Origin of the sequence: Amycolatopsis lexingtonensis, from assembly GCF_014873755.1 — a bacterium.
GTDB classification, from domain to species: domain Bacteria; phylum Actinomycetota; class Actinomycetes; order Mycobacteriales; family Pseudonocardiaceae; genus Amycolatopsis; species Amycolatopsis lexingtonensis.
This window is the reverse complement of the sequence record NZ_JADBEG010000001.1, coordinates 3,061,139-3,073,228: the sequence shown is the minus strand read 5'-3', so window position 1 is coordinate 3,073,228 and position 12,090 is coordinate 3,061,139. Positions and strand designations below refer to the sequence as shown.

14 protein-coding genes are annotated in these 12,090 nt (G+C 73.1%); 13 read left to right on the top strand and 1 reads right to left on the bottom strand.

The window, feature by feature from the left end:
- Nucleotides 1-199: 199 nt before the first annotated feature.
- Nucleotides 200-1,012 (top strand): polyphosphate kinase 2, encoded by an 813-nt coding sequence (ppk2, locus tag H4696_RS13985; protein WP_086864743.1) that lies wholly within the window; start codon nucleotides 200-202, stop codon nucleotides 1,010-1,012.
- A gap of 16 nt (nucleotides 1,013-1,028) precedes the next feature.
- Nucleotides 1,029-1,220: a hypothetical protein gene (locus tag H4696_RS13980; RefSeq protein WP_086864744.1), complete on the top strand. Its 192-nt coding sequence runs from the start codon at nucleotides 1,029-1,031 to the stop codon at nucleotides 1,218-1,220.
- On the opposite strand, the gene H4696_RS13975 is transcribed toward H4696_RS13980, so the two are convergent.
- A complete protein-coding gene (locus tag H4696_RS13975) occupies nucleotides 1,211-1,828 on the bottom strand; it encodes a hypothetical protein (RefSeq protein ID WP_086864745.1) in 618 nt (205 codons plus the stop codon). The two genes, H4696_RS13980 and H4696_RS13975, sit on opposite strands and share 10 nt — an antisense overlap.
- 127 nt (nucleotides 1,829-1,955) lie before the next feature.
- Between H4696_RS13975 and H4696_RS13970 the strand changes: the two genes are divergently transcribed.
- From H4696_RS13970 to H4696_RS13920, 11 genes are all read left to right on the top strand, one after another.
- A complete protein-coding gene (locus H4696_RS13970) occupies nucleotides 1,956-2,762 on the top strand; it encodes a universal stress protein (protein WP_086864746.1) in 807 nt (268 codons plus the stop codon).
- Between the two features lie 11 nt (nucleotides 2,763-2,773).
- On the top strand, nucleotides 2,774-3,361 hold the full coding sequence (locus tag H4696_RS13965; RefSeq protein ID WP_086864747.1) for a CBS domain-containing protein: 588 nt from the start codon (nucleotides 2,774-2,776) through the stop codon (nucleotides 3,359-3,361).
- Entirely contained in the window at nucleotides 3,358-3,882 is a 525-nt protein-coding gene (locus H4696_RS13960) for a flavodoxin domain-containing protein (RefSeq protein WP_086864748.1), read from the top strand. Before H4696_RS13965 ends, H4696_RS13960 begins: the two co-directional genes overlap by 4 nt.
- A complete protein-coding gene (locus H4696_RS13955; RefSeq protein ID WP_086864749.1) occupies nucleotides 3,879-5,261 on the top strand; it encodes a DUF4389 domain-containing protein in 1,383 nt (460 codons plus the stop codon). Before H4696_RS13960 ends, H4696_RS13955 begins: the two co-directional genes overlap by 4 nt.
- A 13-nt stretch (nucleotides 5,262-5,274) precedes the next feature.
- A complete protein-coding gene (locus tag H4696_RS13950) occupies nucleotides 5,275-5,553 on the top strand; it encodes a DUF1918 domain-containing protein (RefSeq protein ID WP_086864750.1) in 279 nt (92 codons plus the stop codon).
- Nucleotides 5,537-6,442 carry a universal stress protein gene (locus tag H4696_RS13945; RefSeq protein WP_086864751.1) on the top strand — a complete coding sequence of 302 codons (906 nt, stop codon included), beginning with the start codon at nucleotides 5,537-5,539 and terminating at the stop codon, nucleotides 6,440-6,442. Before H4696_RS13950 ends, H4696_RS13945 begins: the two co-directional genes overlap by 17 nt.
- Entirely contained in the window at nucleotides 6,439-6,846 is a 408-nt protein-coding gene (locus H4696_RS13940) for a hypothetical protein (RefSeq protein ID WP_086864752.1), read from the top strand. Before H4696_RS13945 ends, H4696_RS13940 begins: the two co-directional genes overlap by 4 nt.
- Nucleotides 6,843-7,979: a CHAD domain-containing protein gene (locus H4696_RS13935; protein WP_086864753.1), complete on the top strand. Its 1,137-nt coding sequence runs from the start codon at nucleotides 6,843-6,845 to the stop codon at nucleotides 7,977-7,979. Before H4696_RS13940 ends, H4696_RS13935 begins: the two co-directional genes overlap by 4 nt.
- Before the next feature lie 86 nt (nucleotides 7,980-8,065).
- Nucleotides 8,066-8,674 (top strand): CBS domain-containing protein, encoded by a 609-nt coding sequence (locus H4696_RS13930; protein ID WP_086864754.1) that lies wholly within the window; start codon nucleotides 8,066-8,068, stop codon nucleotides 8,672-8,674.
- Complete coding sequence (locus tag H4696_RS13925) at nucleotides 8,671-9,573, top strand: universal stress protein (protein ID WP_086864755.1); 903 nt, start codon at nucleotides 8,671-8,673, stop codon at nucleotides 9,571-9,573. Before H4696_RS13930 ends, H4696_RS13925 begins: the two co-directional genes overlap by 4 nt.
- On the top strand, nucleotides 9,570-11,915 hold the full coding sequence (locus tag H4696_RS13920) for a phosphoketolase family protein (protein ID WP_086864756.1): 2,346 nt from the start codon (nucleotides 9,570-9,572) through the stop codon (nucleotides 11,913-11,915). Before H4696_RS13925 ends, H4696_RS13920 begins: the two co-directional genes overlap by 4 nt.
- Nucleotides 11,916-12,090 lie beyond the last annotated feature (175 nt).

Here is a 12,090-nt window from a genome sequence, read left to right as displayed (position 1 = left end):
TCCTCGGGTCGCGTGCCGCCATGCTCTCCCGGCCGGGGCCGCGGTACCCAGGGCCGAAGGCCTCCGGGCCGGGCACACCGAGGGGCCGCGGCCGAGGCCCTTCGACCCTCGCGGCACCCCGGACCGAAGGACCAAAGACCCCCGCTCCGCCGACGTCCGGCCGCAGCACGGGCGGGTCCCGGATTCGTAGTGTCGGGGCATGGCCGGACGGAAGAAGGCGCGGCTCCCCCGCGCGGTCTACGAGCGCGAACTGCTGCGCCTGCAGGCCGAGCTGGTGAAGCTGCAGGAGTGGGTACGGGCCGAGGGGGCTCGCCTGGTCGTGGTCTTCGAGGGCCGGGACGCGGCCGGCAAGGGCAGCACGATCAAGCGCGTCACCGAACACCTCAACCCGCGGGTGGTGCGCATCGCCGCGTTGCCGAGCCCCACCGAACGCGAGCGCACGCAGTGGTACTTCCAGCGCTACGTCGAGCACCTGCCCGCCGCGGGCGAGATCGTGCTGTTCGACCGCAGCTGGTACAACCGGGCCGGCGTCGAGCGGGTGATGGGGTTCTGCACGCCCGAAGAACACCGCAGGTTCCTCCAGCAGTGCCCGATCTTCGAGCGCCTGCTGGTCGACGACGGCATCCTGCTCCGCAAGTACTGGTTCTCGGTCAGCCTCGACGAGCAGGAACGCCGGTTCTCCGCGCGGATCGACGATCCCATGCGCCGCTGGAAGCTCTCGACCATCGACCTGCAGTCGGTGACGCACTGGGAGGACTACTCGCGGGCGAAGGACGACATGTTCGTGCACACCGACACCACCGAATCCCCGTGGCACGTGGTGGAAAGCGAGGAGAAGCGGCGCGGCCGGCTCAACATGATCGCGCACCTGCTCTCGAGCGTTCCCTACTTCGAGGTGCCCCGCCAGGCCGTCTCGCTGCCGCCGCGGCCCCAACCGACCGGCTACTTCCGGCCCGACCGGCGGCTGCAGACCTACGTCCCCGACCACGCGGCCACCCTGCTGCCGCGCTGAACCGGAGGAGAGAACCATGGACGACAAGGAAAAGGCCGCCATCGAGGCGGAGGCTCGGCGGGACGTCGCCGAGCGCGGCCGGCACGGCCCGGTGGTGGGCCGCTACCTGCACGCGGTCGAACACCACGCGGTCAAGGAGAACGAAGAAGACGAGGTGCCGGCCGCCGCGGACGCACCTCGGCAGCCGGTGGGCGGACGTCAGGACTGATCGGTGCGCCGGTAAGCCGCGAGCGCCCGGGTCCGGGCGTTCGCGGCGATCGTGCGGATCAGCGCGGTGTGCACCCACCCGATGGCGGGCCGGGAGACCCGCCAGTATCGCCGGAACTTCACCCAGCTTTCGGGGTCGCTCAGCCGGATCCTCGTGTGCACCGTCAGCACCGTGCGGTGCGGGCCGTAGGGAAACGCCGCCACGGCCAGGACGAGCTTCCCGTAGCCGGGTTCGTCGAAGGCCGCGAAGTCCTCGGCCGCCACCCGGTGCCAGGTGATCACCGGCTTCCAGAACTTGCCCGTGACACCGAGCGCGAACTCGCTGCCCGGCCGGTCGCCGAGCAGGGCCCACTCGGAGCCCGCGTCGAGGTCGTCCGGCGTCAGGCGGGTGGGGCGGCGTGGTGGGCCGTGCCGTCGGTTGTGCCAGCGTTCGGGCAGCAGGCGCAGCCAGCCGGCCGCGGAGACGACGCCGCCGCGGACATCGGTGAAGTCGAGTTCGCGCGCCGCCGCGTAGGTCTCCCTGACGGGTGCGTCCACGATCTCGGTGCGCGCCAGCTCGAAGTGCGGGTGCGGCAGGAAGTGGTCGATGAACAGATCGGGTGCGGTCATCGCCCCAGGGTCGTGGACCCGGCCCCCGGGGACAGGCGGATTTGGTCCCCGGTGAAAGGGACTTCGTGCCCTGACCGGCGAGTACCCGCCCGCCTCATGCTCATTCCGGACCCGCAGGGAGGATTCGATGACCGCAACCCCGAACCGCCCGGTGCTCGCCGGTGTGGACGCTTCGGCACCTTCGTTCGAAGCCGTACGCTGGGCCGCGAGGGAAGCGTCGCGCCGCGGCACCGCGCTGCGGCTGCTGCACGCCTGTGTGTTCGACGACCCCACTCCCCGGGACCACGACGAGCTCCTGCTCGAACACGTTTACCGCTGGCTCCGCCGGGCCGCCGAGATCGCCCGCGAATGGGCACCGGGACTGCAGGTGGAGACGGCGGTCCGGCTGGGGCTCGCGGTCGACGTCCTGCTCGCCGAGGCGGCCGATGCCGAGATGGTCGTCCTCGGTTCGCACGGGCTCGGCGGGCTGCGCGGTGCGCTGATCGGTTCGGTCGCCCTGCGCGTGGCGGCGGAGGCGCCGTGCCCCGTCGTCGTGGTCCCGGGCCACCAGCCGATCCGGACCGGGCCCGTCGTCGCCGGGGTCGACCGGTCCGAGTCCAGCGAGCACGCGTTGCGGTTCGCCTTCGAGGCGGCCGACGCGGCGCGGGCGCCGGTGCTGGTCGTCCACGCCCGGCACGGCGGCGACGGCGTCGCCGAACAGCTGGAGCTGGAGGCCCGGGTCGCGAGCTGGATCGGCAAGTACCCGGACCTCGAGGTCGTCACCAAGGTCGTGGCGGACCGCGTTCCGGCGCGCGCCCTGCGGGACGCGGCTCCCGACGCTCGCTTGATCGTCGTGGGCACGCGCGGCCGCGGCCCGGTCGCCGGCGGGGTGCTGGGCTCGACCGGCAACGCACTGCTCGCGCACGCGGCCTGCCCGGTCGCGGTCGTGCACTGAAAGGAATCGAAGTGAAGGCACGCGACATCATGACGAGGCCCGTGGTCCGGGTCGGCCCGGCCACGCCGGTCCGCGAAGCGATCGTGCTGCTCACCGAGCACTGCGTCGCGGCCCTGCCGGTGGTGGGGGCGGAGGACGCCGTGCTGGGGATGTTCACCGAAGCCGACGCGCTGCGCAGCAGTGTCCCCGGCGAGGGGCCGGCGGCGGAAGCGCTGGTGGGAACGAAGATGACCTCGCCGGCCCAGACCGTGCAGCTCGACACCGACGTCGCCGAGATCGCGCGGCACATGCTGGGGGATCGGTTGCGCAGCATCCCGGTGGTCGACGACGAGGGCGTGCTCGTGGGCATCGTCAGTCGCCGCGACATGCTCAGCCCGCTGGTGCGGCAGGACGACACCATCGCGTCGCACCTCAACGCGCTGCTGACCGACTACTCCAGTCACCGCGACCGCTGGACGATCTCCGTCACCGGCGGGATGGTGACGATCCGCGGTGTCTTCGTCGACGAGGCCGAGCGCCGCGTGGTGACCGCGCTGGCCAGGACGATCTACGGCGTCGTCGGCGTCGAGCTGTGGGAAGACGCCTCGGTGCGGACATGAAGGTCCTCGTGGCGGTGGCGACCCGGCACGGAGCCACCAGGGAGATCGCCGAGGCCGTGGGCACCGCGATCGGCTCGGCGCTGACCGACGCCGGGGTGTGGTCGCTGGTCGACGTCCGGGACGCGGGCCTGGTGCGGTCGGTCGAGGGCTTCGACGCCGTGGTCCTCGGCAGCGCTGTCTACCTGGGACACTGGATCGAGCCGGCCAGGAAGCTCGCGGAGTCCTTTTCGGACGAACTCCGCCGGGTGCCGGTCTGGCTCTTCTCGAGTGGCCCGGTCGGCGAGCAGAAGCGCCCGGCGGAGGAGCCCGTCGCCGTCGAGGACCTCGTACGGCGGCTGGACGCGCGGGGGCACCGGCTCTTCGGCGGCAAGATCGACCGCCACCTCTTGAAGTTCCCCGAGCGCGCCGTCGTGACGGCGCTGCGGGTCCCCGACGCCGACAACCGGGACTGGCCGTCGATCCGCGCGTGGGGGCGCGAGATCGGGACGAGCCTGGCCCACGCGGAAAGGAGCGTGCCATGACCGACTACCCGGTCCGGGTCGAGGCGACCCTGGACGAGCCGCTGTCCCGCGGTCTCTGGCTGGTGAAGTGGCTGCTGGCCATCCCGCACTACGTGATCCTGGCGTTCCTGTGGTTCGCCTACCCGTTCGTCACGATCGCGGCGTTCTTCGCGATCCTGGTGACCGGCCGGTACCCGCGGCCGCTGTTCGACTTCACCTCCGGGGTGCTGCGCTGGAGCTGGCGGGTGCAGTACTACTCCTACGCCGCGCTGGGCACCGACCGGTACCCGCCGTTCACCTTCGCCGACGTCCCGGACTACCCGGCCCGGCTCGAAATCGCCTACCCCGAACGGCTTTCGCGCGGACTGGTGCTGGTGAAGTGGTGGCTGCTGGCCATCCCGCACCTCGTCATCGTGGGCCTGTTCGCCGGCGGCGGCAGCTGGCTGGTCTTCCGCGCGAGCGACGACGACTTCGACTGGGCCGCCGGCGGACTCGTCGGCGTGCTGGTCCTCGTGGCCGGCGTGGTGCTGCTGTTCACCGGCCGCTATCCCCGGCCGATCTTCGACTTCGTCCTCGGCATGGATCGCTGGGTGCTGCGCGTCGCGGCCTACGTGTCCCTGATGACCGACGAGTACCCGCCGTTCCGGCTGGACATGGGCGGCGCGGAAGCCGGCCACGAGCCTCCGCACCCGCACGCGCCCCACCCCCACGCGGCCGGCTGGTCCGCCGGGCGGATCGCCGCCGCGGTGACCGGCGCGGTGCTGGTGCTCGGGTCGATGGGCCTGCTCACCGGTGGCGGGACCGCGCTGTGGGCGGATCGCACCCAGCGCGACGCCGACGGCTACCTCACCGCGTCGAGCACGTTCGTTTCGAACGGCTACGCGGTCGCCACCGACCCGGTGCGGCTGCGGGGCGTGGCCGCGCCCAAGGCCGACGTAGTGCTCGGCGACGTCCGGATCCGGGCCACGGACTCCGCCGGCCGCCCGGTCTTCGTCGGCATCGGCCGCACCGCCGACGTCGAGCGCTACCTGGCCGCCACGGAGTACACGACGGCCGGGAACCGCACGCACCCGGGCGGTGCCCCGGCCGTCCCGCCCGGCGACGCCGCCGGGGTGTGGGTCGCCGGCGCGTCCGGCGCGGGAACGCAGACCGTCGGCTGGCCGGTGCTCGACGGGAACTGGACCGCCGTGGTGATGAACGCGGACGGTTCGCGCGGGGTGTCCGTGCGCGCCGAAGCGGGCTCGACCGCACCCGCGCTGGGCTGGATCGCGCTGGCGCTGCTGGTTTCCGGGGCCGTGGCGCTGGCCGGTGGTGCCGTCCTGATCGGCGCCGCCGCCCACCGCGCTTCGCGGCGGCCGGGGGCGCCCACCCCGCCCGAACAATCCACAGTGGACAGTTGAGGAAGGAACGATCATGCACGCACAGCCGGGCGACTGGCTCGTCGTCAAGGGCCCGCGGGTCGACGCGCCCGAACAGCGCGGCCGGATCCTGGAGGTCCGCTCCGCCGACGGAGCGCCGCCCTACGTCGTCCGCTGGACGGCCGACGACCACGTGTCGACCGTCTTCCCCGGCCCCGACGCGGTCGTCCTGACCGCTGCCGAAGAGAAGGCGGCCGAAGACCGCGCGTCGACTCGATTCGACCGGTTCCGGCGGGCCATCCACGAGGAGGACGGTCATGTCCGGGTTCGTTGAGGGCGCGGTCGTCGCCGGGATCGACGGGTCCTCGTCGGCGGTCGAGGCCGCCGTCTGGGCCGGCGGGGAAGCCGTCCGCCGCGGCCGCCCGCTGCGGCTGGTGCAGGTCTACACCTTGCCGACGGTGCGCGCGCCCGCCGCGTTCGGCACCCACGAGCAGGTCCGCGCGGGCCTGGCGGAACGAGCCGAAGAGTGGCTCACCGGAGCCGAGGCGGCGGTGCTCGAAGCATATCCGGCGGCCGAAATCACCACCGCGGCGCGCGAATGGAGCCCGGTCACGGCGCTGGTGCAGGAGTCCCAGCACGCCGAACTCGTCGTGCTGGGCTCGCGGGGGCTGGGCGGGTTCACCGGCCTGCTCGTCGGCTCCACCGCCGTCTCGATCGTGGCGCACGCGCGCTGCCCGATCGTCGTGGTCCGCGGCCGGACCCCGCACGACCCGCCGCCGGTCACCGGACCGGTGCTCGTCGGCGCGGACGGCTCGCCCGACAGCGAGGCCGCGCTGGCGTTCGCCTGCGAGGAGGCCCGGCTGCGCGGCACCGGGCTCATCGCGCTGCACACGTGGAGCGACGTCCTGGCCGACGGCATGCTGCGGCCACATCCGCTGGAGGAGGACCCGGCGGCGATCCAGCAGGCGGAGCGGGACAAGCTCGCGCAGCAGGTGGCGGGCTGGCAGGCGAAGTACCCGGACGTCGCGATCGAGTTCGACGTCACGCGCGGGCGGCCGGTCCGCGCACTGCTGGAGCGCGGTGAGCACGCGCAGCTGGTCGTGGTGGGCTGCCGGGGCCGTGGCGGGTTCACCGGCATGCTGCTCGGCTCGGTCAGCCAGGCGCTGATCGCGCACGCGCCGTGCCCGGTGGCCGTCGTGCGTCCCCAGCGGACCGGGAGGTGACCACCTTGCGGGTCCGGGCCACGATGCGCCTGCTGGCCACGTTCGAGACGCTGCTCGCCGCGAGCGCGGTGTACGGCGGGATCTCGCTGGCCGCCGGGGCACCGGGGTTCGCGATGCCCGTCGAATGGCTGGCCCCGCTCGGCCTGACCAGCTGGGTGCTGCCCGGGATCGCGCTCGTGCTCGTGGTCGGCGGGTCCTTGGCCGCGGCCTCGGTGTTCGCCTGGCGGATCGACTTCCGCGCGCCGGTCGCGGCCCTCGCCGCCTGCGCGGTGCTCGCCGGCTGGCTGGCGATCCAGTTCGGCGTCATCGGCCTGCGGGCACCGGTGCAGTGGGTGACCGTGGCGCTGTTGATCGTCTTGGCCGGGCTGGCGCTGCTGGCCCGCCGGAGACTGGGGTCGCCATGAGCGCGTCCGTCACCGTCCGGCACGAAACGGAGTTCTTCGACACCGATTCGCTGCGCCTGCTCCGCAACGGCCTGACGCTGGGCAACCACGCCGGCCGGTGGTGCCTCGACACCCCGGACGGTCCGGTCGGCGTCGCCGGCTCCCCGCGGGCGGTGCCGCCGACCTTGTCCCGGCTCGTGCGCGCCTACACCCGTGGCGACGAGCTGGTGCCGGTCGCGCGGCTGCGGGGCGGCCCGGCCGAGCTGCGGGCCCTGGTCGGTGGCCGCCTGACCGCACCGGCCCGGCCGTCCGACGGCTCCGCCCGGTGCGTGGTCCTTGAGTACGTGCGGGCTCAGATCGCCGCGCTCGCCGCCGCCGACCTGGCCGTCCGGCAGGGCAAGCCCGACTCGGTGCACCGGATGCGCGTGGCCGCGCGGCGGCTGCGGGGCGTCTTCTCCGTCTACGCGCCGGTGCTCGGCGGGCGCAAGCTGCTGAAGGAGCTCGGCGGCGCCCTGCGCTGGCTGGGCGGCGAGCTCGCGCCCGCCCGTGACACCGAAGTCCAGTGGGCGCGCTCGCGGGCCTGGGCCCGGGAGCGGACGGACGCGTACTTCGCGGAGCTCACCGAGGAAGGGAACGCCCGGGTGCGGCGCGCGCTGGACAGCCACCGGTACGTGCAGCTGCTCAACGCCCTCGACGTGCTCGAGGTGGTCCTGAGCGAGCAGCCGCGGCGCGAGTGGCCGAAAGCCGCGCGGCGGCCGGCCGCGAAGGTCCTGAGCCGGCTCGCGCGGGCGATGGCCGACGACGTCGACGGCCGGGTGGCCGCGCTGCCCGCGGCGCCGGACCGGGATCGCGCGGTCCACGAGGTCCGCAAGGCCGCCAAGCGGCTGAGGTACGCGCTGGAAGCCGGCGCCGGGGTGCTGCCGGTCGGCACCGGGCCGTTGCGGGACTTCCAGGACCTGCTCGGGGAATTCCAGGACGCGGTCGTCGCACGAGCGCACCTGCGGGTGCTCGAAGCCCGCGACGGCGGCCTCGCCGCGATCATCGACGCCGAAGCGGCCTCGGCCGAACGCTGCGCGTCGGCGCTGCCCGGAGCGTGGCGCGACCTCCGCCGGGACCTTCGTCCGTTGTGGACACCGGCGCGCGAAAGGACATAAGTCCCCACGACCGGTGACCGACGCCAGCGGTTGCCCGGCTGCCGCCTGCCTACGTTGGGAGGTGACCCGAAAGGCAGGAACACCCGATGCGAGCACGCGACCTGATGACCGCGCCGGTGATCACCGTGCACCCGTGGACGTCCGCCAAGGAGGCGGCCGAACTGCTGTCCGCGCACGGCTTCACCGCACTGCCCGTGGTGGACGACGACGACCGGCTGGTCGGCATCGTCACCGAGGCCGACCTGATCCGCGGCCGCATCCCGGCCGACCCCCGCTACACCCACGAGCCCCGCGTGGCCGTGGCCGGCAAGACCGCGGGCGACCTGATGACCACCCCCGTCACCGCCATGAGCACCGGCACCGACGTCGCCGATCTGTGCCAGGCGCTGGTGGACGCGCGGATCCGCGCGGTGCCGATCGTCGACGGCTCGGCCGTCGTCGGCATCGTCACCCGCGGCGACGTCGTGCGCGTGCTCGCGCGGGACGACGTCGAGATCGCCCGGGACGTCAAGCACCGCTTGGAGATCTACGGCGGCAGCGGCCGCTGGGGCGTCGACGTCCGCGACGGGTTCGTCCACATCACCGACCAGTTCGACGACGACTCCGACCGGCACGTCGCCCAGCTGCTGGCGCTCGCCGTGCCGGGGGTCGTCGCCGCCGAAACCGCCTACGCGGGTGAGGAGCAGAACCGATGAGCACCACGGACCCGAGGATCACCGTCGGCGTGGACGGGTCGGCGGGCAGTACCGCCGCCGTCGCGTGGGCGGCGAAGATCGCCTCGCTCCGGCACCTCGAACTCAGGATCGTGCACGGGCTCCAGCTCGCCGGCGTGTACTACGGGGGCGGCGTGCTCGGCGCGGGCGCGGAGGCGTTGTTCGACGCGATCCGCGCCGACGGCGAGCGGGTCGTGGCCGACGCGCGCAGCCTGGCGGCGTCGATCGACAAGGACCTCGTCGTCACGACGGACCTGCCGAACGACCCGCCGGTGCCGCTGCTCATCGACGAGTCCCGGCACGCCCGGCTGCTCGTGGTGGGCCGGACCGGCACCGACGGTTTCGCGGACATGCTGCTCGGCGGCACGGCGGCTTCGGTCGTCAGCCACGCCCACTCGCCGGTCGCCGTCGTCCGCGGGCGCGCCGACTCGACGATCCCGGAGGCCGGCCCGGTCGTGGTCGGGGTCGACGGCAGCCCGAACAGCGAGCAGGCCATCGCCGTCGCGTTCGAGGAAGCCTCGCTGCGCGGGGCGCCGCTGACCGCGCTGCACGCCTGGAACGACGTCACCTGGGAGGACGCTTACGGCACCGCCCGGCTCCTGCCCCAGCCGGAAAGCCTGGAAGAGGACGAAGAGCGCTTGCTCGGCCAGCGGCTCGCCGGCTGGCAGGAGAAGTACCCCGACGTCGAAATCCGCCGAGTGCTCGTGCGCAACCGGCCGCGGCACGCGCTGCTCGAGGCCTCCGCGGCGGCGCAGCTCGTGGTGGTCGGCAGCCGGGGCCGCGGCGGCTTCTCGGGCATGCTCCTGGGCTCGACGAGCCAGGCGCTGGTCCAGCACGCCCAGTGCCCGGTGCTCGTGGTCCGCCCGGAGAAGACGGCGTGACCGCCCTCGACGCGCGGCCCGCGGTGCTCGGCAGCACCGAGCTCACGCAGGTGGATGCCCTGTGGCGGGCCGCGAACTACCTTTCGGCGGGCCAGATCTACCTGATGGCCAACCCGTTGCTGCGCGAGCCGCTGCGGCCCGAGCACATCAAGCCGAGACTGCTCGGGCACTGGGGGACCTCGCCCGGTCTCAACTTCGTCTACGCCCACCTCAACCGCGCGATCCGCGCCCACGACCTGAACGCGATGCTCGTCACCGGCCCGGGCCACGGCGGCCCGGCGCTGCTGGCGAACACGTGGCTGGAAGGCAGTTACTCCGAAGCCTGGCCCGAGGTCACCCGGGACGCCGCCGGGATGGCGGAGCTGTTCAAGCAGTTCTCCTTCCCCGGCGGGGTCCCGAGCCACGTCGCCCCGCAGGTGCCCGGATCGATCCACGAAGGCGGGGAGCTGGGGTACTCGCTCGCGCACGCGTTCGGGGCCGCGTTCGACAACCCGGACCTGATCGTCGCGTGCGTGGTGGGCGACGGCGAGGCCGAGACCGGCCCGCTGGCGACGTCCTGGCACGCCAACAAGTTCCTCGACCCGGTCCGCGACGGCGCGGTGCTGCCGATCCTGCACCTCAACGGGTACAAGATCGCCAACCCGACCGTGCTGTCGCGCATCCCGCCGGCCGAGCTGGACGCACTGCTGCGCGGCTACGGCTACGCGCCGATCTACGTCGAAGGCAGCGAACCGGAGCCGATGCACCAGGCCATGGCGGCCGCGCTCGACTCGGCGGTCGCCACCCTCGCGGAGCGCCGCGGGGTGTGGCCGATGATCGTGCTGCGCAGCCCCAAGGGCTGGACCGGTCCGTCCGTTGTGGACGGTCTGCCGGTCGAGGGGACCTGGCGCTCGCACCAGGTGCCGCTCGCCGAGGTCCGGCACAACGCGGAACACCTGAAGCAGCTCGAGGACTGGCTGCTGTCCTACCGGCCTTCGGAGCTGTTCGACGAGTCCGGCCGCCCGGTCGCCGACGTCACGGCGACGATCCCGGTGGGGGAGCGGCGGATGGGCGCCAACCCGCACGCCAACGGCGGTGTGCTCCTGCGGCCGCTGACGCTGCCGGACACCGCGTCCCACGCCGTCGCCGTCGCCTCGCCGGGCACCACCCACGCCGAGCCGACCCGGGTACTGGGCCGGTTCCTGCGGGACGTCTTCGCGCTCAACGCCGACCGGGCGAACTTCCGCCTCTTCGGCCCCGACGAGACGGCGTCCAACCGCCTCGACGCGGTCTACGACGTCACCGCGAAGGAGTGGCAGGCGGCGATCGAACCGGTCGACGAGCACCTGGCCCCGGACGGCCGGGTCCTGGAGGTGCTTTCCGAGCACCTGTGCCAGGGCTGGCTCGAGGGTTACCTGCTGTCGGGCCGGCACGGGCTGTTCTCGTGCTACGAGGCGTTCGTGCACATCGTCGACTCGATGGTGAACCAGCACATCAAGTGGCTGCGCGTGCACCGGCAGATCCCGTGGCGGCGCCCGATCGCGTCGCTGAACTACCTGCTGACCTCGCACGTGTGGCGCCAGGACCACAACGGCTTTTCCCACCAGGACCCCGGATTCGTCGACCACGTGGCGAACAAGAGCTCCGAGGTCGTGCGCGTCTACTTCCCGCCGGACACCAACACGCTCCTGGAGGTCGCGGCGCACTGCCTGCGCAGCCGCGACTACGTGAACGTCGTGGTGGCGGGGAAGAACGACAGCCCCAACTGGCTCGACGCCGAGCAGGCGGCGCTGCACTGCGCCCGCGGCGTGAGCATCTGGGAGTGGGCGAGCACGAGGGTCGACCGGGAACCGGACGTCGTCCTCGCCTGCGCGGGCGACGCCCCCACGCTGGAAGTCCTGGCGGCCGCGAAGATCCTCCGCGCGGAACTGCCGGAGCTGGCGGTGCGGGTGGTCAACGTCGTCGACCTGATGCGCCTGCAGCCCGCCGACGAGCACCCGCACGGGCTTTCGGACCGGGAGTTCGACGCGCTGTTCACCCCGGACCGGCCGGTGATCTTCGCCTACCACGGCTACCCGTGGCTGATCCACCGGCTCGCCTACCGCCGCACCGGGCACCACGACCTCCACGTCCGCGGCTACACCGAGCACGGCACCACGACCACGCCGTTCGACATGCTGGTGCTCAACCACATGGACCGGTTCCAGCTGGTCGTCGACGTGATCGACCGGGTGCCGGGGCTGGTCGCGACCGCGGGGGTGCTGCGGCAGCGGATGACCGAGGCACAGGGACGGCACCGGCGGTGGATCCGCGCCCACGGCGAGGACCTGCCCGAGGTGCGCCGCTGGACCTGGGAGGGCTGAGAGGTGATCGCCGCGGCCGTCCTGGCCCGCCGCGGTGTCGCCGGTCGTGCTCGGCAAACGTCTTGAATGACTCATTCAGGTCTTCAGAGGTCCTGAATGACTCATTCAAGACGTTGACCGGGCCGAGCACTTCGCATCGGCTCTGCAGCGATTGGGGCGTCCGGCCTGGTCCACC

Bases quoted from the DNA above. Each gene is read 5' to 3' on its own strand.
- H4696_RS13945 (WP_086864751.1), top strand. From the start codon at position 5,537: ATGTCCGGGTTCGTTGAGGGCGCGGTCGTCGCCGGGATCGACGGGTCC.
- H4696_RS13960 (WP_086864748.1), top strand. From the start codon at position 3,358: ATGAAGGTCCTCGTGGCGGTGGCGACCCGGCACGGAGCCACCAGGGAG.
- H4696_RS13925 (WP_086864755.1), top strand. From the start codon at position 8,671: ATGAGCACCACGGACCCGAGGATCACCGTCGGCGTGGACGGGTCGGCG.
- H4696_RS13950 (WP_086864750.1), top strand. From the start codon at position 5,275: ATGCACGCACAGCCGGGCGACTGGCTCGTCGTCAAGGGCCCGCGGGTC.
- H4696_RS13935 (WP_086864753.1), top strand. From the start codon at position 6,843: ATGAGCGCGTCCGTCACCGTCCGGCACGAAACGGAGTTCTTCGACACC.
- H4696_RS13980 (WP_086864744.1), top strand. From the start codon at position 1,029: ATGGACGACAAGGAAAAGGCCGCCATCGAGGCGGAGGCTCGGCGGGAC.
- H4696_RS13975 (WP_086864745.1), bottom strand. From the start codon at position 1,828: ATGACCGCACCCGATCTGTTCATCGACCACTTCCTGCCGCACCCGCAC.
- H4696_RS13970 (WP_086864746.1), top strand. From the start codon at position 1,956: ATGACCGCAACCCCGAACCGCCCGGTGCTCGCCGGTGTGGACGCTTCG.
- H4696_RS13955 (WP_086864749.1), top strand. From the start codon at position 3,879: ATGACCGACTACCCGGTCCGGGTCGAGGCGACCCTGGACGAGCCGCTG.
- H4696_RS13930 (WP_086864754.1), top strand. From the start codon at position 8,066: ATGCGAGCACGCGACCTGATGACCGCGCCGGTGATCACCGTGCACCCG.
- ppk2 (WP_086864743.1), top strand. From the start codon at position 200: ATGGCCGGACGGAAGAAGGCGCGGCTCCCCCGCGCGGTCTACGAGCGC.